16 protein-coding genes and 1 pseudogene are annotated in these 19,106 nt (G+C 72.5%); 8 read left to right on the forward strand and 9 right to left on the reverse strand.

Going from position 1 to position 19,106, the window contains the following annotated elements; genetic code table 11:
• Positions 1-92: 92 nt before the first annotated feature.
• The 6 genes from ABT001_RS21675 to ABT001_RS21700 form a co-directional block, all read right to left on the reverse strand.
• Entirely contained in the window at positions 93-1,172 is a 1,080-nt protein-coding gene (locus ABT001_RS21675; protein ID WP_351279895.1) for a Zn-dependent alcohol dehydrogenase, read from the reverse strand.
• Between the two features lie 30 nt (positions 1,173-1,202).
• A complete protein-coding gene (locus ABT001_RS21680) occupies positions 1,203-2,597 on the reverse strand; it encodes an aldehyde dehydrogenase family protein (protein WP_351279898.1) in 1,395 nt (464 codons plus the stop codon).
• Between the two features lie 187 nt (positions 2,598-2,784).
• The gene (locus tag ABT001_RS21685) at positions 2,785-4,056 is read right to left on the reverse strand and encodes an MFS transporter (RefSeq protein WP_351279900.1); all 1,272 of its coding nucleotides are present in this window, start codon (positions 4,054-4,056) and stop codon (positions 2,785-2,787) included.
• Entirely contained in the window at positions 4,056-5,462 is a 1,407-nt protein-coding gene (locus ABT001_RS21690) for a CitMHS family transporter (RefSeq protein WP_351279903.1), read from the reverse strand. The genes ABT001_RS21685 and ABT001_RS21690 overlap by 1 nt, the downstream gene beginning before the upstream one ends.
• 121 nt (positions 5,463-5,583) lie before the next feature.
• On the reverse strand, positions 5,584-7,764 hold the full coding sequence (locus tag ABT001_RS21695; protein ID WP_351279906.1) for a molybdopterin oxidoreductase family protein: 2,181 nt from the start codon (positions 7,762-7,764) through the stop codon (positions 5,584-5,586).
• A gap of 175 nt (positions 7,765-7,939) precedes the next feature.
• Positions 7,940-8,551 carry a TetR/AcrR family transcriptional regulator gene (locus ABT001_RS21700; RefSeq protein WP_502967499.1) on the reverse strand — a complete coding sequence of 204 codons (612 nt, stop codon included), beginning with the start codon at positions 8,549-8,551 and terminating at the stop codon, positions 7,940-7,942.
• Positions 8,552-8,698: 147 nt separating this feature from the next.
• Between ABT001_RS21700 and hmgA the strand changes: the two genes are divergently transcribed.
• From hmgA to ABT001_RS21715, 3 genes are all read left to right on the forward strand, one after another.
• On the forward strand, positions 8,699-10,018 hold the full coding sequence (hmgA, locus tag ABT001_RS21705) for a homogentisate 1,2-dioxygenase (RefSeq protein WP_351279911.1): 1,320 nt from the start codon (positions 8,699-8,701) through the stop codon (positions 10,016-10,018).
• 43 nt (positions 10,019-10,061) lie between these two features.
• Complete coding sequence (locus ABT001_RS21710) at positions 10,062-10,835, forward strand: GntR family transcriptional regulator (protein WP_351279913.1); 774 nt, start codon at positions 10,062-10,064, stop codon at positions 10,833-10,835.
• Positions 10,836-10,905: 70 nt separating this feature from the next.
• The gene (locus ABT001_RS21715; protein WP_351279915.1) at positions 10,906-12,129 is read left to right on the forward strand and encodes a type ISP restriction/modification enzyme; all 1,224 of its coding nucleotides are present in this window, start codon (positions 10,906-10,908) and stop codon (positions 12,127-12,129) included.
• Positions 12,130-12,363: 234 nt separating this feature from the next.
• Here ABT001_RS21715 and ABT001_RS21720 read toward each other — a convergent pair whose 3' ends face one another.
• Entirely contained in the window at positions 12,364-12,627 is a 264-nt protein-coding gene (locus ABT001_RS21720; RefSeq protein ID WP_351279918.1) for a hypothetical protein, read from the reverse strand.
• Between the two features lie 208 nt (positions 12,628-12,835).
• On the opposite strand from ABT001_RS21720, the gene ABT001_RS21725 reads away from it, so the two are divergent.
• Positions 12,836-13,918, forward strand: coding sequence for a serine/threonine-protein kinase (locus tag ABT001_RS21725; protein WP_351279921.1), 1,083 nt, complete (start codon positions 12,836-12,838; stop codon positions 13,916-13,918).
• 69 nt (positions 13,919-13,987) lie between these two features.
• On the opposite strand, the pseudogene ABT001_RS21730 reads toward ABT001_RS21725, so the two are convergent.
• Positions 13,988-14,228: pseudogene (locus ABT001_RS21730) on the reverse strand (lipase); the annotation flags it as partial.
• A gap of 582 nt (positions 14,229-14,810) precedes the next feature.
• Between ABT001_RS21730 and ABT001_RS21735 the strand changes: the two are divergent.
• The 4 genes from ABT001_RS21735 to ABT001_RS21750 all read left to right on the forward strand — a co-directional run bounded on the left by ABT001_RS21735 (position 14,811) and on the right by ABT001_RS21750 (position 18,682).
• Positions 14,811-15,629, forward strand: a complete 819-nt coding sequence (locus ABT001_RS21735; RefSeq protein ID WP_351279923.1) for a glycosyltransferase family 2 protein — start codon at positions 14,811-14,813, stop codon at positions 15,627-15,629.
• 23 nt (positions 15,630-15,652) lie between these two features.
• Positions 15,653-16,657, forward strand: coding sequence for a glycosyltransferase family 2 protein (locus ABT001_RS21740; protein WP_351280136.1), 1,005 nt, complete (start codon positions 15,653-15,655; stop codon positions 16,655-16,657).
• Positions 16,658-16,695: 38 nt separating this feature from the next.
• Positions 16,696-17,472: a polysaccharide deacetylase family protein gene (locus ABT001_RS21745; protein WP_351280138.1), complete on the forward strand. Its 777-nt coding sequence runs from the start codon at positions 16,696-16,698 to the stop codon at positions 17,470-17,472.
• 115 nt (positions 17,473-17,587) lie between these two features.
• On the forward strand, positions 17,588-18,682 hold the full coding sequence (locus tag ABT001_RS21750; protein ID WP_351279926.1) for a DUF5925 domain-containing protein: 1,095 nt from the start codon (positions 17,588-17,590) through the stop codon (positions 18,680-18,682).
• Between the two features lie 7 nt (positions 18,683-18,689).
• Here the strand turns inward: ABT001_RS21750 and ABT001_RS21755 are convergent, their stop codons facing one another.
• On the reverse strand, positions 18,690-19,064 hold the full coding sequence (locus ABT001_RS21755) for a GntR family transcriptional regulator (protein WP_351279928.1): 375 nt from the start codon (positions 19,062-19,064) through the stop codon (positions 18,690-18,692).
• Between the last annotated feature and the right edge of the window lie 42 nt (positions 19,065-19,106).

Genomic DNA, 19,106 nt, shown 5'->3' on the forward strand with positions numbered 1-19,106 from the left:
GACGTGCACACCGTCGGCAAACCCGGCCCCGCAAAGCGACGAACAAAGAAGTCAACGACCCCACGCCCACGCCGCACAGGTTAAAGATCAAGCTAGAACACGACCAGCGCGCGTCCGCCCTTGCCCGCGATCATGTTCTCGAAGGCCGCCGGGATGCCGTCCAGCGCGATCCGCTCCGTCACCAGCATGGAGAGGTCGAACCGTCCGGAGCGGATGTGTTCGGCGAGCACCGGCAGGTCGCGGGCCGGGTCGCTGTTCCCGTAGACGCAGCCGGTGAGGGAGCGGCCCCAGTGGAAGATCTCCAGGGCGTTGAAGGTCACCTGCTGGTCCTTGCCGCCGATGCCCACGACCGTGGTGCGGCCGCCGCGGCGGGTGGACTCCCAGGCGCCGCGGATGGTCGCGGGCCGGCCCACGCACTCCACGGCGACGTCCGCACCCTGACCACCGGTGAGCTTGCGGATCGCACGCGGGGTGGTGTCGGACGCGACGACGTAGTCGGTGGCACCGGCCCGGCGGGCCAGCTCCTCCTTCTCCGGTGACACGTCCACGGCGATGATCTTCGAAGCCCCCGCGATGCGGGCGGCCTGCAGGACGGCGAGGCCGACCCCGCCGATCCCGAAGACGACGACGCTCTCGCCCGCCCGGACCCGGGCGGAGTGGTGCACCGCCCCGTATCCGGTCAGGACCGCGCAGCCGAGCAGCGCCGCGTCGGTGAGCGGGATCCCGGCCGGGGCGGGCAGCACGCAGTTCGCCGCGACGACGGTCTCCTGCGCGAAGGCCGCGACGTTCAGGCCGGGGTGCAGCTCGGTGCCGTCGGCCGTCCGGGCGTGGATGTTCGCGGCGCCCTTCAGCGCGTCGGCGCAGAGCCAGACCTCGCCGATCCCGCAGTGGAAGCACTCCCCGCAGGACGGCGCCCAGTTGAGGACCACCTGGTCACCGGCGGCGACGTCGGTGACGCCCTCGCCGACGGCGAGCACCGTGCCCGCCCCCTCGTGACCGAGGACGGCGGGGACGGGCAGCCGCATGGTGCCGTTGGACAGGGACAGGTCGGAGTGGCAGACACCGGCGGCGGCGAGGGAGACGCTCACCTGGCCGGGGCCGGGCTCAGGGAGTTCGATGTCGGTGATCTCCAGGGGAGCTCCGACGGCGGGCAGTACAGCGGCGCGGACCACGAACAGACTCCTCGGTGGGTCGGAGGGGGCTCAGAACTGGAGGGACTTGGTCTGGAGGTACTCGGAGAGGCCGTGCGGGCCGAGCTCGCGGCCCACCCCCGACTGCTTGTAACCACCGAAGGGCGCCAGGGGGTTGAAGCGTCCGCCGTTGATGTCGACCTGCCCGGTGTCCATGCGGCGGGCGAAGGCCACGGCCTCCTCCTCGTCCGCGCCCCAGACGGCGCCGGCCAGCCCGTACACGGTGTCGTTGGCGATCCGCAGGGCGTCGTCCACGTCCTCGTACCGCAGGATCGTGAGCACCGGGCCGAAGATCTCCTCCTGCGCGATGGTCATGCCGGGTGTGACGTCGGCGAACACGGTCGGGCTGACGTAGTAACCCTGCTCCCTGGGCGCCTCGGGGCCGCCCGCGACGAGACGCGCGCCCTCCTCGACGCCCTTCTCGATGTAACCCCGCACCCGGGCCTGCTGCGCGGCGTTGACGAGGGGGCCGACCCGCTCCCCGGGTACGTACTTGGCGACCGCGGCGACGGCGAGGCCCACGGCCTCCTCGTACCGCTCGGCGTCGACCAGCATGCGGGTCCAGGCGCTGCACGTCTGGCCGGAGTTGGACATCACGTTGGCCACGCCCACGTTGACGGCCTTGGCGAGGTCGGCGCCGGGCAGGATCACGTTGGCGGACTTGCCGCCGAGCTCCAGCGCGACACGCTTGACCGCCGCTCCCGCGGTGGCCCCGATCTGCCTGCCGACGGCGGTGGATCCGGTGAAGGAGACCAGGTCGACGTCCTCGTGCTCGGCGAGCGCCTGGCCGGCGACCGCGCCGATGCCGGTGACCAGGTTGAAGACGCCGGCCGGCAGGCCCGCCTCCTGGGTGGCCTCGGCGAAGAGCTGGGCGGTGAGCGGGGTGTCCTCGGCGGGCTTGAGTACGACGGTGCAGCCCGCGGCCAGCGCGGGGGCCACCTTGGCGACGATCTGGTGGAGCGGGTAGTTCCAGGGCGTGATCGCGCCGACGACGCCGACGGGCTCCAGCAGGACGGTGGAGTTGCCGAGCTTCTCCTCGAAGGAGTACGAGGCGGCCAGCTCGGCGTACGAAGCGGCGACCAGCACCGGTACGGCCGCGTGGATCTTCTGGGACGTCTGCGGCGGCGAGCCGAGCTCGGCGGTGACGGTCTCGGCGATCTCGTCCTTACGGGCGGCGAGCACGTCGCGCAGGGCGGCGATCCTCGCGGCGCGCTCGGCGGGCGGGGTGGCCGCCCATCCGGGGAACGCGGCGCGGGCGGCGCCCACCGCCGCGTCGACGTCCTCGGCGGTGCCCGCCGGCACGTGGCCGATGATCTGCTCGTCCGCAGGGTTCACGACCGCGATCGAGTCCCGTCCCGAGGCGGGCCGCCACTCCCCCCCGATGTACATCCCGTCATGCGCCTTCATGGCTGTCCCTCCCGGGCTCGCTGTGCCTGCCGCCGAAGCCGTGCGTCGTACGGACGGATGCCGTCCCGGCCCCAAACTAGCGCTGTTAGTTTTTCGGCGCCAGAGAGTGGCTGGAGACACAGGTCACGCACGGACCCCGGCAACCGTCGCACGGCCGGACCGGATCCGTCCCAGCGCGGCGCCGGGCCTAAGGCTTCGGCGCTCTCACGTCCGGAGGGGTTTCGCTCGGCGCGGGGCGTCCTGCGCCGGGCCCCGGGCCCGCGGCCGCCGGATCCGCCGCCTTCGGTCCGCCGCCGCGCAGGCCGAGTCCCGCCGCACCGACCAGCAGCGCGCCCAGCATCACGAACGGGGCCGCCGTGCCCGCGACCCCGGCGATCAGTCCGGCCGACGCGGGGGCCGCGACCTGGCCGAGCCGGTTGCCCGTGAGCCTGAGGGCGAGCGCGGTGGAGCGGGCCGCCGCGGGGGCCGCCTGCACGACGGTGGTCATGGAGAGCGGCTGGCCTACCCCCAGGCAGAAGCCCAGCACCCCGAGCATCACGGCCAGCCCCCACACCGGGGCCGGCAGGGCGACGGCCGCGCAGAGGAGACCGCCGAGCAGGCAGGTCGTGGAGAGCAGGGCGGTCCTGCCGACCCTGCGCAGCATCGGTGTCATGACGAGCCGGCAGGCGATGGTCGCGGCGGCCCGCAGGCTGAGCAGCAGGCCGACGGTGGCGGGCGCGATGCCACGGTGCTCACCGACCACCGGGAGATAGGCGGTGAGGATGTCGGTGGCGCTGAGCACGGCGAGGCTGATGAAGATGCCCGCCGGGACTCCCCGGGTGCGCAGGATGCCGCCCACCGGTACCTTCGCCGCGGCCTTCCGGGACGAGCCGGCGGACCCCCGGTGCTCGATGCGCCACAGCGACGTCAGCGACACCGCGGCGACGACCGCCGAGACGAGCAGGGCGAGGGCGCTCGTACGGGCCATGGCGCCGTCCCGCTCGGAGATGAGGTAGCCGGCGGCGATCGGGCCGACGAGCTGGCCGAGGGAGGCCCCGATGGTGAAGTGCCCGAAGTTGCGGTCCTGGTCGGCCGGAGCCGACTGCCGGGCGACGAGCGACTGCGCGCCGATCACGAAGCAGAGGTGGCCCAGGCCCATGACCCCGCTCCAGGCGGCCAGCGCCGTGAGGGAGCTCGCGGTACCGCTGAGCGCGCAGCCGCCGCCGATCAGGAGGACCCCGACGGGCAGCAGCGGCGCGCAACGGCCGTGATCGGTCCGCCGGCCGAGCGGTACGGCGGCGAAGAGCGGCAGAAGCGCGTACACCCCGGCGATGACGCCGATCGCGCGCTCGTCGGCGCCCAGCGAGAGAGCCCGGTAGGAGACGGCCGGCCGCGCCATCGACACCGCCCCCTGCGCGAAGGCGAAGGCGATGACGAGGCGCAGCAGCCAGCCCCTGCCGGGCCGTGGTTCCGGAGGCATCAGATGATTCCGAAGAGGATTCCGGCGCCGAGTACCACCAGCGAGGTGAGCACGGCCCACTTGACGGTGAACCGGGTGTGGTCGCCGAACTCCACCTTGGCCATGCCGACCAGGACGTAGACGGCGGGGACGAGCGGGGACGACATGTGCAGCGGCTGTCCCGCGATGGAGGCGCGGGCGATCTCCAGGGGGGAGACGCCGTGGGCGGCGCCGGCCTCGGCAAGCACGGGCAGCACTCCGAAGTAGAAACCGTCGTTGGACATGAAGTACGTGAGGGGGAGGCTCAGCACCCCGGTGACGATGGCCATGTGCGGGCCCATCCCGTCGGGGATCGCCCCGACGAGCCAGTCCGCCATGTGTTCGACCATACCGGTGCCGGTGAGCACGCCGGTGAAGACGGCCGCGGCGAAGACCATGCCGGAGACGTTGAGCACGTTGTCGGCGTGGGCCGCGATCCGGGCCCGCTGGTCGGGCATGTGGGGGAAGTTGACGGTGAGGGCGAGGGCCGCGCCGAGCAGGAAGAGCACCGGGATCGGCATGAGTTCCAGGATCATCGCGGCCAGCAGGGCGACGGTGAGGCCGGCGTTGAACCAGTAGAGCTTGGGGCGGAGCGTGGACCTGTGGGGGTCGAGGCCCTTGAACTCCTCGTCCGTGTCGCCGTGCTCGACGCCGTCCGCGCCGCCGGTCCCGGTACCGGCACCCTTCGGGGTCTTCGTGAGCCGGTCAGCCCCTCCGCCCGCGCCGACCAGGACGGTCTCGGGCTCGGTCACCAGCGCCTCGTCGAGCGTGAGCACGCCGAGCCGCTTGCGCTCGCGGCGCCCCAGGACCCAGGCGAGGAGGACGACGGCCAGGAGGCCGACGGCGAGAGCCGGGATCATCGGGACGAAGATGTCGGCCGCGTCGACCTTGAGCGCGGTGGCCGCTCGGGCCGTGGGGCCGCCCCAGGGCAGGGTGTTCATGACTCCGTTCGCCGTGGCGGCGACACCGGTCATCACGACCAGGCTCATCTTCAGCCGCTTGTAGAGCGGATACATCGCCGAGACCGTGATCATGAAGGTGGTGGAGCCGTCGCCGTCCAGCGAGACGATCGCGGCGAGGAGCGCCGTGCCGACGACGATCCGCATCGGGTCTGCCTTGCAGAAGCGCAGGATGCCCCTGACGATCGGGTCGAAGAGGCCGACGTCGATCATCACGCCGAAGTAGACGATGGCGAACATCAGCATCGCCGCGGTCGGTGCGAGGGTGCCGACCCCTTCGATGACGTAGTCACCGAGCTTCGCGCCCTGTCCGACGGCCACGCAGAACAGGGCGGGGATCAGCACCAGCGCCGCGATCGGCGACATCTTCTTCGTCATGATCAGGACCAGGAAGGTCGCGATCATGGCGAAGCCGAGGATTGTCAACATGTGGGTTACCTAACGTTCACCTTTGAACTCTCACCGAGGCCGGCGGTCCGGATGACGTTAGGGGCCCTGAAGCAGCGTTAACAAGATGTTGACGTGTGAGCAATACGAGCAAAACCCCAGGTCAACGACTTGGTGCTACGGATACGGGGACGGCGTTGAGCACCGCTGTGCCGGACAGCGGGTCCAGGAGGGTGCCGTCCAGGAGTTGGTTCACGTTGACGCCCGGGTCGTCTCCCGCGACCGACATGCGGGTGCCGGGACGGTGGTGACCCCAGCCGTGCGGAAGGCTCACGACGCCCGTGCGTACCGAGTCGGTGATCTCGACGGGCGCCTCGACCTCGCCGCCGGCCGCGGTGATCCTGGCCGTGCCGCCTTCGGCGAGTCCGATCCGGGCCGCGTCGTCGGGGTGGATCTGGAGGGTGCAGACGTTCGAACCGCCGCGCAGCGCGGCGACGTTGTGCATCCAGCTGTTGTTGGACCGCAGATGGCGGCGGCCGACGAGGACGAGTCCCGCGGGGCGTGCGCCGAGTGACGCGCGAAGCCTGGGCAGATCGGCGGCGATCGGTGCGGGGAACAGCTCGATGCGGCCGCTGCGGGTCCTGAGCACCTGGGGAACGCGTGGCTCCAGCGGTCCGAGGTCGATGCCGTGCGGACGCGCGAGGAGCCGCTCCAGCGTGAGGTCGTACGGACCGAGGCGCAGCATCAGGTCGAGGCGGCGTTCCGCGCCGGTGCGGCCGGTCAGACCGTCGGCGAACGACTCGGGGAGTCCGGCCCTGGCGAGCGTCGCGGCGACGACCTGGTCGTCGACGGTCTCGGGCGGCGCGCCGTGCCTGCCGCCGACGGCGAGGACGAGCCGGGCGAGGATCTCGTTCTCGTCCATCAGCCCCTCCTCCAGCGGCACCGCGGGGCGGCTGTAGCGGACCTGGTTGCGGACCGCCAGGGAGTTCAGCGCGAAGTCGAAGTGGGCGCTCTGCGAGGGGGGCGGCGGGGGCAGCACGACATCCGCGTGGCGCGTGGTCTCGTTGAGGTACGGATCGACGCTGATCATGAAGTCGAGGCCGCCCGCGAGTGCCCGGTCCAGCCGGTCCCCGTCGGGGGCGGAGAGCACCGGGTTGCCCGCGACGACGATCAGCGCCCTGATCCGCCCCTCCCCCGGCGTCTCGATCTCCTCGGCGAGTGCGGCGACGGGCAGTTCGCCCTTGGCCTCGGGGTGTCCGGAGACCCGGCTCCTCCAACGTCCGAGGGCGAAGCCCTTGCCCGGCGCGGCGGGGCGCGGGGCACGCGCGGTGGCCGAGAGCGGGAAGAGCGCGCCGCCGGGGCGGTCGAGGTTGCCGGTGAGGACGTTGAGCACGTCGACGAGCCAGCTGGCCAGGGTGCCGTGCTCGACGGTGCAGCTGCCGATGCGCCCGTAGACGGCCGCCGCGGGGGCCGCGGCCAGTTCGCGGGCGATCTCCCGGATGGTGCCCGCGTCCAGGTCGCAGGCGGCGGACACCGCCTCGGGAGTGAAGTCCGCCACGGCTTCGGCGAGTTCGTCGTATCCGTCGAGGTGCTCGGCGAGTGCGCCGGGGTCGGTGAGCTTCTCCTCGACGAGGACCTGGGTGAGCGCGGCGAGCAGCAGGGCGTCGGTGCCGGGCCGGATCGCGGCGTGCCGGTCGGCCAGGCGGGCCGTGCGGGTGCGGCGCGGATCGATGACGGTGAGGGTGCCGCCGCGGCGGCGGAGCGCCTTGAGCTTGCCCGGGAAGTCGGGGGCGGTGCACAGACTGCCGTTGGACTCCAACGGGTTGGCGCCGATCAGCAGCAGATGGGCGGTGCGGTCGAGATCAGGTACCGGGATGGCGTTGGCGTCGCCGAAGAGCAGTCCGCTGGAGACGTGCTTGGGCATCTGGTCCAGGGTGCTGGCGGTGAAGACGTTGCGGGTTCCGAGCGCGGAGAGCAGCAGCGGCGGGTAGAGCCCGCCCGCCGTGGTGTGCACGTTGGGGTTGCCGAGGTAGACCCCGACGGCCTGCCCGCCGTGTTCCTGGACGAGGGCCGGGATCTTCGCCGCGATCGCGTCGAACGCCTCGCTCCAGGTCGCCTCGCGCAGGACGCCGTCCGTGCGGACGAGTGGGGTGCGCAGCCGGTCGGGGTCGGCGTCGAGGCCTCCGAAGGAGGCGCCCTTGGGGCAGATGAAGCCCTGGCTGAAGACGTCGTCGCGGTCCCCTCGGGCGCCGGTGACCTCGGTCCCCTCGATGGTGAGGGTGAGTCCGCAGGTGGCCTCGCAGAGCGGACAGACGCGCAGAGCGGTACGGGACGTGTGGGACATGGGCCCTCCCCGGGGCGGCGGCAGCGGTGGCGCGCGGGTGTGATCCGGCGTCCCGCGGCACGCTCGGCGGGCGCGGGCTCCCGGCGAGGCGAGCATACCGACCGGTACGGATGCTGGCGAGACGCCGGGGCGAAATACGCCCCGGGCCATCCCGTCCGCCACGGCCCCGGGGCCGCTACTCGATGACCCGCGCGAGATACGCCTGGAGCAGGACCCTGGTCTCCGCTATCAGTTCGGGGTCGCCCACCGGATCGGCACGGAAGGCGAGCTGGAGCAGGGCGTCGGCCGCCTGCACGCAGACCAGGACCGTGCGGAGCAGAGCGGCGTCGGGGGCTGCCCCCTCGCCCGAGGGGCCGAGACGTCCCGCCCGGCCGAGGTGACCGGAGAGCAGCTCGGCCAGGCGGCCCGCGACGAGCCGGTTCACCTCCTCGTCGAGGGGTCCGGTGACGGGCACGGGAGGGCCGAAGTCGACGAGGGCGAAGCCGGGGACGGAGCGCTTCATCGCCAGGTACTCGTCGAGCACCGCGTCGATGGCGGTCCGCCACTCCCGCTCGGGGATCGCCTCGAGTCTCGCGACGACACGTGCGGCGTAGACCTCCAGATTGCGCTCGGCCAAGGCGTCGACCAGCGCTCTCTTGTTGGGGAAGAAGCGGTAGACGGAGCCGATGGGCACACCGGCACGGTCGGCCACCGCCCGGGTGGAGAGCTGCTCGTAGCCGGTCTCGTCGAGCAGCGCGGCGCCGGCGTCGAGGATGCGGGCGAGCCGCTCGGCACTGCGTTGCTGCACGGGGACACGTCGGAGGTTCGTATGAGCGCGGGACACGGCCCCATCATGCCCTTATGCCGTTGACGGGCCACGTTTCGATTCCTACGGTGTTCCATAGGATTCTCCGACAGGGGGTCCACGGGATCCCTCATCCACCGGGAGCGCACGTTGAGCGGCATCGAGCAGGCGAGGAAGACGGCGGAGGGCCTCCGCCACAGTTCCGGCTTCGGGAACGAGCACAGCACGGAAGCCGTCCCGGGCGCACTGCCGCACGGCCGGAACTCACCCCAGCGCGCCCCTCTCGGGCTGTACGCGGAACAGCTCAGCGGCTCGGCCTTCACCGAGCCCCGTGCGCGCAACCGCCGGTCCTGGCTCTACCGGATCCGGCCCTCGGCAGCCCATCCCGCCTTCGTCCGGACCGACAACGGCACCCTGCGCACCGCGCCCTTCACCGAGACGGTCCCCGACCCCAACCGGCTCCGCTGGGACCCGCTCCCCGACCCCGCGCCCGGCACGGACTTCCTGACCGGCCTGTGGACGCTCGGCGGCAACGGTGACGCCACGCGGCGCACCGGCATGGCCGTGCACCTGTACAGCGCGGACTCCTCGATGCGGGACCGGGTGTTCAGCGACTCCGACGGGGAGCTCCTGATCGTCCCCGAGCGCGGCGGTCTGCTGCTCCGTACCGAGATGGGTCTGCTGGCCGCCGGCCCCGGTCAGGTGGCGCTGATCCCACGGGGCGTCCGCTTCCGTGTCGAGCTGCTGGACAGCACCGCCCGGGGCTATGTCTGCGAGAACTACGGCCAGCCCTTCGTCCTGCCCGACCTGGGTCCGATCGGTGCCAACGGGCTGGCGAACGCACGGGACTTCCTGGCGCCCGTCGCGGCGTTCGAGGACCGCGAGGGCCCCGTCGAGGTGGTCAACAAGTTCTGCGGAAACCTCTGGTCGGCGACGTACGGGCACTCGCCGCTCGACGTGGTCGCCTGGCACGGCAACCACACGCCGTACGTCTACGACCTGCGCCGCTTCAATGTGATGGGCACGATCAGCTACGACCATCCGGACCCGTCGATCTTCACCGTGCTGACCTCGCCGTCCGACACCCCGGGGCTCGCGGGCGTCGACTTCGTCGTCTTCGCCCCGCGCTGGCTGGTCGGCGAGGACACCTTCCGTCCGCCGTACTTCCACCGCAACGTGATGAGCGAGTACATGGGCCTGATCGAAGGCGCGTACGACGCCAAGGCGGGCGGCTTCGTGCCGGGCGGCGGCTCGCTGCACAACATGATGTCGGCGCACGGCCCGGACCGCGCGACGTTCGACCGCGCGAGCGCGGCGGAGCTGAAGCCGCAGAAGATCGACGACGGCCTGGCGTTCATGTTCGAGACCCGCTGGCCGGTCACAGCGACCGCGCAGGCCGCGGGTTCGGACCGTCTCCAGCGCGGATACGACGACGTGTGGCAGGGTCTGAGCCGCAACTTCCGGCCGTGAGACCGCACCGCCGGCCGCGCCGCAGAGAGATCGGGTGAACCGGATGGACCAGGTGAACGAGGCCGGTCGGCCCGGATTCGCCCCCGACTCCCTGGTGCTGAACCGGAAGCTGCCCCTGTGGTACCAGGTCTCGCAGTCCCTGCGGGCCTCCATACTGGGCCGCCCCCAGGACGCCTCGACGCGGCTGCCCACCGAGGAACAGCTCGCCGCGCACTACGGCGTCAGCGTCCTCACCATGCGCCAGGCCCTCAAGGAGCTGGAGAGCGAGGGGCTGATCAGCAGGCACCGCCGGCGCGGCACGTTCATCGAGCCGCGCGCCCGCCGCGTGTCGCCCGTCCGGCTGCTGGGGTCGATCGACGCGATCGTCGCCCAGCAGTCGGGCGAGCGGACGACCGTGCTCGGCCACGGACGGACCCCCGTCCCCGGTGATCTCGCCGAGTTCTTCCCGGACTGCCCCGAGGTCGTCAGCTACCGGCGGCTCCGCTGCGACGAGGGGACGGGCGAGCCCACCAACTGGGCGGAGAACGCGGTGCGCCCGGAGATCGCGGCCCGGCTCGACGTGGCCGATCTGGAGCGGTGGCCGATGACCAAGGTGCTGCGCGACGCCGTCGGCGTACGGATCTCCCGGATCACCGACACCGTGGAGGCGCGTCTCGCCGACCCCGGCACGGCCGAACTGCTCCAAATCCCGCTGCTCAGCCCGATCCTGCACTACACCGGCGTGACGTACGACGAGGACGGCACGGTGGTGGACGTGGCCCGCATCCGCTACCGGGGAGACCGTTTCTCCTTCTCCGTGACCGTCGACGCGCACTGACGGCGGGGCCGCGAGGGGCGGTCGTTACGATGCCGGGAGCGGCGGACGTGGCGACGGGGAGGACGACACGGTGGCAGCACGAGCGGCGACCGGAGCCGGCGGGGGCGGCACGCTCCCCCTGCTGGACGACCTCATGCCCTGGTCGGTGCGCCCCCTGAGAACGGGGCGCTCCTGGGTGACGGCCCCGGACGCCGCCTCCCTCCGGGCCCGCTGGGACCTGCTGGTACGGGCGGAAGGTGCCGAGCAGGAACGCCTGTTCCGGCCCACCCGCTCCCGTACGCCGCTGACCCCTGCCGCCGCGCTGCCGGGCATGTCCACGGGCACGCGAGCCTTCGCCCGCGACCCTGGCCCGTATCCAGGACCCGTCCGGATCCTGCACGGCCCCTTCGACGAGCAATGGCTGATTCCCGACCACCGGCTGCTCGACGCGGCCCGCCCCGAGCTGTGGCGGGTCGCCGACGGATATCAGCTCTTCGCCGTCGAGCACGGGTACGTGCCCCAGGACAGCGGCCCCGCCCTGTCCGCGACCACGCTGCTGCCCGACGGGCACTCCCCCGCCGGGCGTCCCGGCCGGATCAGGCCGCTCTTCCGCCGTCCGGGCGGACGGGAACCCAATCTCACCCCGGGTCTGGCCGCACTGCTGACCGCCCGGTACGGCGTGCCGGTCACCGCCGAATCCGTCCTGGCCTGGACCCTCGCCGCCTCCCTCCCCTCCCCCGCCGGGCCGCTCGTCCCACTGCCCGCCGACGGCGCGCTGTGGGCGGAGGGCGTGGAGCTCGGCCGGGAGCTGCTGCGGCTCCAGCTGCGCGGCGCCCGCGGCGGGGAACGTCCCCGCCTGCCCGGCGGCCGGCGGCCGTACGTACGGGCCGCGGTCCCGGCCCGTCCGGACGGCCTGCGCTACGACGCCGGCGAGGAGGCGGTCGTCCTCGGTGAGGGACGTGTCTCACCCGTGCCCGTCGGGGCCTGGGAGTTCCGGGTCAGCGGGGTCCGGATGCTGGAGCTCTGGGTGGAGCGCCGTACCGCGACGGCGGAGGGGCTGGCGGCGGTGGGGCCGCGCGGCTGGCCTCGGGAGCGGAGCTCCGAACTGCTGGAGCTGATCACTCTCCTGGCGCTGCTCGACGGGCTGCGGCCCCGGCAGCGGGCACTGCGGGACCGGCTGGAGCGGTCGGGCACGCTCACCCGGGACGGGCTGCGCTCGGCCGGGCTGATTCCCGTCCCCGCGCAGGCGCGGCTACCCGCGTCCGTACTCGATCATCGGGAGGAGGGGCCGGAGGGGCAGTTCGCGCTGCTGTGAGGCGGCGTACCGGGACACGGCTCGGCCGTGGCAGGGCGCCGGCTCCGATGGGTGCCGTACCGGCGCCGAGGAGACGCCTGGGGAGGGCGCCTGGGGAGGAGTCTTGAGGAACACACCGACGCAACGCTGCCGGCCCTGGGGATGACGGACGGGCGGAGAGCAGCACTGCGCCGGAGCGGAGTGATCGTGGACACGGCCCTGAGCGGAGGGCCGGCCGGTCGTGACAGCCGTCGGTCAGTGGCGGCTGCCGAAGAGCGAGCGCCGCAGTCGCCGCAGGGGGGCGAAGAGCGAGACACGCGCGCTCCTGCTCCTGCGGGTGTGCGCGGCGTCGCGCGAGGTGAGTTCGAGCATCAGCAGCGTCGCTTCCGCCGACTCGCGCTGCGGAACGGCGGGGCCGCCCAGCACTGCGAGATGACGGTCGAGGCGCGAACTGGTCGCTCCGCTCCCACATGTGATGGCAGGCACACGCGGCCTGCTGCGCACCGTTATCTGTTCCATATCACTCCCCACCCGTACGAGGGCACCCGGCCCGGGCAGGTTAACCCTATCGTCCCGCGGTGACCCACGTGTATCCCGGCCACAGGATCGCACCCCCGTACGCGGGTGCTGACGGGCCGTTACCGGAACCTGTCGGTTCCGGAGCGGGTTGAGTTAGCTTGGAGTGGATTCGCCCGTACTGCGCACCGCTGCTGATGGAGGGTCACCGATGAGCGAGTTCCCGGGCACCGGCCGTGTGATCGCGGATCGTTACCGCCTCCTGGACCCGTTGGGAGAGGGCGGAACGGGCATCGTGTGGCGCGCCCGCGACGAGGTGCTGGGACGCGAGGTGGCCGTGAAGGAGGTGCGGATCTCGGCCGCCCTCCCCTCCGACGAGGCCGAGCGGCTGCACGCCCGGCTGGAGCGGGAGGTCCGGACGGCGTCCCGCGTCTCGCACCGCAACGCCGTCGCCGTCCACGACGTGGTCAGCCATGACTCCCGGCCCTGGATCGTGATGGACCTGATCCGGGGGATCGCCCTGTCCGACGCACTGGACGCAGACGGCCCGCTGGCACCGCGGCGGGCGGCCCGGGTCGGCGCGGAGGTCCTCGCGGCGCTGCGCGTCGCCCACGAGGCAGGGGTGCTGCACCGGGACGTGACGCCGGGCAACGTGCTCCTGGCCAACGACGGGCGGGTGATGCTGAAGAACTTCGGTATCACCCCGTCCGAGGAATCCTCCGGTCTCACCGGGACGGGTGAACCAGTCGGCTCACCGGACTACCTTGCGCCCGAGCGCGCGCTGGGGCGCACACCGGGTCCCGAATCCGATCTCTGGTCACTCGGAGTGCTTCTGTACGCCGCCACCGAGGGCCGGTCCCCGTTCGGCCGGGCTACCCCGCAGGACACGCTGCGCGCGGTGCGAGAGGAGGAGCCGCCCCCGCCGCTGCGGGCGGGAGCGCTCGCCCCCGTCGTCGAGGGGCTGCTGCGCAAGGATCCGGCCGAGCGGCTCACGGCCGGGGAGACCGAGCGCCGGCTGCGGATCCTGGCCGCGGGCGGGACCGGATCACCGAGCGGAGCCGTAGGCCCGCCGCCGGACGGCGGCCCGGCCGCGACGGCCGGGGAACCAGGGGGATCCGGGCCGGCCGCGGACCAGCCGGAATCCGCCGGGCCCGGAAGCCTCCGGGGCGTCCTGGTGGCCGTCGGGGCCGCCCTACTGCTCATCGCCGGTGGTCTCGTCTGGGCCCTGACGGGCGACGACGACACGGAGGAGAGCGGCGGGAAGGCCACGACGGGTGTGGTCGCGCTCGCATGACGTGCGAGGGGGAGACCGCGCGGGACGGCCCCTCCCCCTCACCGGTCGGCGCATCGCTCCGCGACGCGGTCAGGCCTTCGCGCTGAGGACGGGCAGATAACCGCCGGACCGGCCGGCGGCGGTGGGGTGGCAGGACTCCCCGATGTCGGGCCGGTTCACGCTGTGCAGCCAGGCGCTGCCCGACCAGATCTCGTGCCCGGTGAAGGTCGGGGTGACGTCGCCGAAGGTGAAGCGCGTGATCGGCCGCGCGCTTGGCGGTGGCGGTGTCGAGGTGGTCTGCGGCGCCGTTGACGGCGGAGCGTTCCGGATCCCTGCGCATGGGCGACGCCCGCGCCCGTCGCGGCACATCGGCACGCTCCGGGTCGGCATGCTCCGGGCTCTCGCTTCACTTCCACCCGCCCCTTTCACGCTCTTTCACCTCTTCGCGACACCGACTGCCGCACTGCACGCCGCCATATACCTCGCACACCCCGATAACCCCGATAACCCCAAAGTCCCCGGGCGGCCGAGAACAAGGAATCACGAATTCCGCAGCCGTGTGTGACAGTTCTGTCAAAGTCCGAAAAGGACGAGACGTCATAGCGCGCCTTGCCATACAGTTCCCCTCGTCAATACCGTCGTAGATATACCCGTGACGGTCCATCACGCGAGCGGCTCCAGGGGAGGGCTCAGGCGGCCGCGATGGATACCGGAGCGGGGCGCGGTAGGGGGGTGCCGTGCTCAGCGGCCCGACTCGCTCGAGTCGGTCGCCGTGCGGCCAGTTGTGCCAGCTCATCCAGCCAGCTCGGAGCGTCATGCCGTCATGGCCTGGGTGAGAGCCCCCCTTTCGAACCGGACCTTTATCCGGACAGCCCGGGGGCGGGCCGTCCACCGGACGAGAGGGAAAAGACTCATGAGTTCAGTTCTGCCTTCCTCGATCAGACCTGCCGTCGAAGAGACCGAAACAGCGCGCGTGAAGAGCGAATACCGCCCGATCTCCTCCCATCTCGCGATAGCGCCGCCGGTAAGTGTCGTGATCCCCGCCATGAACGAGGCGGAGAATCTTCCCCATGTGTTCAGGACCCTGCCCGACTGGATTCACGAAGTCGTACTCGTGGACGGGAATTCGACCGACGACACCGTCCGGGTCGCCCGTGAACTCCGGCCGGACGTCGTCGTCGTCGAACAGGTCGGCAAGGGCAAGGGGGACGCCCTGATCAGTGGCTTCGCGGCCTGCACCGGCGAGATCATCGTGATGGTCGACGCGGACGGCTCTGCCGACGGTGAGGAGATCGTCAGCTACGTCTCCGCCCTGGTCGGCGGCGCCGACTTCGCCAAGGGTTCGCGCTTCGCCAACGGCGGCGGCACGGACGACATGACGCCGGTCCGCAAGCTCGGCAACCGGGTCCTGTGCGCGGTGGTCAACCGCAAGTTCGGAGCCCGCTACACCGACCTCTGCTACGGCTACAACGCCTTCTGGAAGCACTGCCTGGACCGGATCGCCCTGGACTGCACCGGCTTCGAGATCGAGACCCTGATGAACATCCGGGTGGTCAAGGCCGGCCTCAGGGTCCAGGAGGTGCCCAGCCACGAGTACAACCGCATCCACGGCGTCAGCAATCTCAGCGCCGTACGCGACGGACTCCGGGTGCTCAGAGTGATCCTCACGGAGAAGCGCGTGCGCCGGACGGCGGCCGTTCCCGCCGTCATCGGCCAGGGGCAGGTGCTGTGAACGCGCGGCCGGGGGCGGACCCCATGGGCCCGCGCGGCTTCTCCGTCGTCATCTGCGTCTACACCGAGGAGCGCTGGGGGGACATCCTCGACGCCGTCGCCTCGGTCCGCGCACAGTCCCTGCCCGCACAGGAGATCCTGCTGGTGGTGGACCACAATCCGGTGCTGCTGCGTCGGCTGGCCGCTGAGTACGGGGAAGGTCCCGGGGTGCGGGTGCTCCCGAACGCGGGTCCCCGCGGCCTGTCGGCCGGCCGCAACACGGGCATCGCCGCCGCCCGTGGCGCGGTCGTCGCCTTCCTCGACGACGACGCGGTGGCCGAGCGGGACTGGCTGCGTCACTTCGACAAGGGCTACGACGATCCGCGGGTGATGGCCGTCGGCGGCCGGACCCTGCCGTCGTGGGCCTCGGGCCACAGGCCCGTCTGGTTCCCCGAGGAGTTCGACTGGGTGGTCGGATGCACCTACCTGGGGCTGCCGTCCGGAACCGTCCGCGTCCGCAACGTCCTCGGCGGCAACGCGTCGTTCCGGCGCGAGGCGTTCGACGCGGCGGGCGGCTTCGCCACAGGCATCGGGCGGGACGGCGACAAGCGGCCACTGGGCGGGGAGGAGACCGAGCTCTGCATCAGGCTGAGCCGCGCGCTCCCCCACGCCGTCCTGCTGATCGACGACCGCGCGGTGATCCACCACAAGGTCCCCGACGTGCGGGAGCGCTTCGGCTACTTCCGGACCCGTACGTACGCCGAAGGGCTCTCCAAGGCGCTCGTCGCCCGGAGCGTCGGTGCGGGGCGGGGCCTTGAGTCCGAGCGCGCCTACACCACCCGGGTGCTCCCGGCCGGAGTGCTGCGGGGCGTACGGGACTTCCTGCTCGGCCGTCCCGGCGGGGCGGGACGCGCCGGCGCCGTCGTGACGGGGGTGCTGGCGGCGGCGGCCGGCTACGCGGTGGGGAGCGTGCGGGTCCGGCGCGACGGCGCGTCCTTCGCCGTGCCGGTGATCGAACCGGCGGCCGGGGCGCGTGAGGGGGTGCGGTGAGCGAGGCGGGCGGGGCGAGCCGGGCCGTGCCGATCCTGATGTACCACGCCGTCGGCCACCGCCCGGCCGACGGCGCGTACGGCCTCTCCGTGTCGCCGGACGCCTTCCGTACACAGATGGAGATCCTGGCCCGGCGCGGCTTCACCCCGCTCACCACGGCCGCGCTGGGCGAGACCTGGCGCACGGGGCGGCCCCTGCCGCCCCGGCCGGTGCTGATCACGTTCGACGACGGTTACGAGGGGGTGCACCGGCACGCCCTGCCGGTGCTCGCCGAGCACGGCTTCGCGGCCACCGTCTTCGTCACCACCGGCTGGCTGCGCGGGGCGTACGACGAGGGCGGCGCCCCGGACACCATGCTCGACTGGGGCCAGGTGCGCGAACTCGCCTCCACCGGGGTGGAGATAGGCGGCCACAGTCACACCCACCCGCAGCTGGACCAGCTCGACGACATGGTCCTGCGCGCCGAGGCCGTGCGCTGCCGGGAGATCGTGGGCGCGGAACTGGGCGCTCCCCCGGTCTCGTTCGCCTATCCCTACGGCTACTCCACCCGCCGGGTGCGGCAGTCGGTGCGGGCCGCCGGATTCGCGCAGTCCCTCGCCGTGGGCAACGCCCTGGCCCGCCGCCGCCAGGGTCCTTACGCCCTGGAACGGGTGACCGTCCGCCGAGGTACCGGCCCCGCCGAGTTCGCGCGGCTGGTCGAGGGCCGTGCGGTCGGCCGGGCGTTCGCGGTGGACCGGGCCCTCACCAAGGGGTTCGCCGTCGTGCGCGCGGCACGCCGGGCCCGCCACGGTCTCGGCGGCTCCGGGCCTCCCTGAGCACGGTGAACGGCGGGACCGGAGCGCCGCGCACGCTGCGCTCCGGTCCCGCCGCCCGGGGGCAGCTGCCGAAACCCGGGTGCACGGGGTGCCGCCGTGCCGGATCATGTGCGGCATGTCTGCCAACCCCGAATCCGCCCTGCCGATCCGGCTCAACGTCGACGACAGCGACTCGCCGTCCGACGTCGTGGACGCGCTGTTCCTGGGCCGCTTCGCGACAGGCGAGCAGCCGTACTCGCACAGCTCCTCCCTCGACCGCGTGCGGTCGGGGGCGACTCTGCTGCCCGCGGCGGCCGAGGTGCTGCGGGCCGCACGTGACGACGACCGCAGCGCGACCCTCGCCGAGGGCGACGGCTGGACCCTGCTCATCTCGCGGTGGAACCGGGGCGCCGACGTCACGGTCACAGCGACCACCCCCGAACTGGCCCAGAAGATCCTGTCCGAGGCGACCGACGGGGCGCGGGACGAGCCGGAGCCGCAGCCCGAGAACGTGACCATGGGTTTCTGGTACGTCTCCCCGCGCCGCGGCCCGCACCGCACCACCCGGCAGATCGCCGCCGGCACCTGGGACGAGGTCCGGTCCAACTACACGGCCCCCGTGGCCGATGCGATGGACCGGCTGATGAAGGTGACCCCCGACGACATCGCCGGACGGCTGCTCCTGCTGCACGGCCCGCCGGGCACCGGCAAGACCTCGGCGCTGCGCACCCTCGCCCGGTCCTGGGGCGACTGGTGCCAGGTCGACTGCGTCCTGGACCCGGAGCGGCTGTTCAACGACGTCGGCTATCTGATGGACATCGCCATCGGTGAGGACGACGGTTCGGCGAAGGGGCGGTGGCGGCTGCTGCTCCTGGAGGACTGCGACGAGCTGATCCGCGGCGAGGCGAAGCACACGGCCGGCCAGGCACTGTCACGGCTGCTGAACCTCACGGACGGTCTGCTGGGCCAGGGGCGCAACGTACTGGTCGGGGTGACGACCAATGAGGACCTGGAGCGGCTGCACCCCGCCGTCGTCAGGCCGGGCCGCTGCCTGGCCCGCATCGAGGTGGGTTCGCTGACCCGTGCGGAGTCGGCGTCCTGGCTGGGCACGGAGGAAGGGCTCGGCCGGGAGGGCACCACCCTCGCGGAGCTGTACGCCCTGCGGAGGGGCAGCGGTCATCCCTCCGTACCGAAGCAGGACGCGGGGGCGGACGCCGGGCTGTACCTGTGAGCGCGCGTCAGCGGCCGTAGGCAGCCCGCAGCGCGTCCTCGGCCAGGGCCAGCGCGTCGGCCCGGGACAGTCCGAGGCGCCGGGCCTGCTCGGCGTACTCCTGTGCCGCCGTCGCCGCGTGGCGGTCGGCCGCGTCGCCGGCGGCGGCGACGAACGTGCCGTTGCGGCCCCGGGTCTCGATCACCCCGTCGGCCTCCAGCGCGCGGTAGGCCTTGGCCACGGTGTTGGCGGCGAGGCCCAGTTCACCTGCGAGACCGCGTACGGTCGGCAGCCGGTAGCCGACGGGCAGGGCTCCGGAGCGGGCCTGTTCGGACAGCTGGGCGCGCAGTTGTTCGTACGGGGCGGTGGCGGAGTCCGGGTCAACGGCGATCTTCAGAGTCACGCGCCGATTCTCTCGTACCGCGTCCCCGTCACCGGGGCACCG

It is taken from the genome of Streptomyces sp. NPDC002793 (assembly GCF_040295485.1).
Lineage (GTDB): Bacteria > Actinomycetota > Actinomycetes > Streptomycetales > Streptomycetaceae > Streptomyces.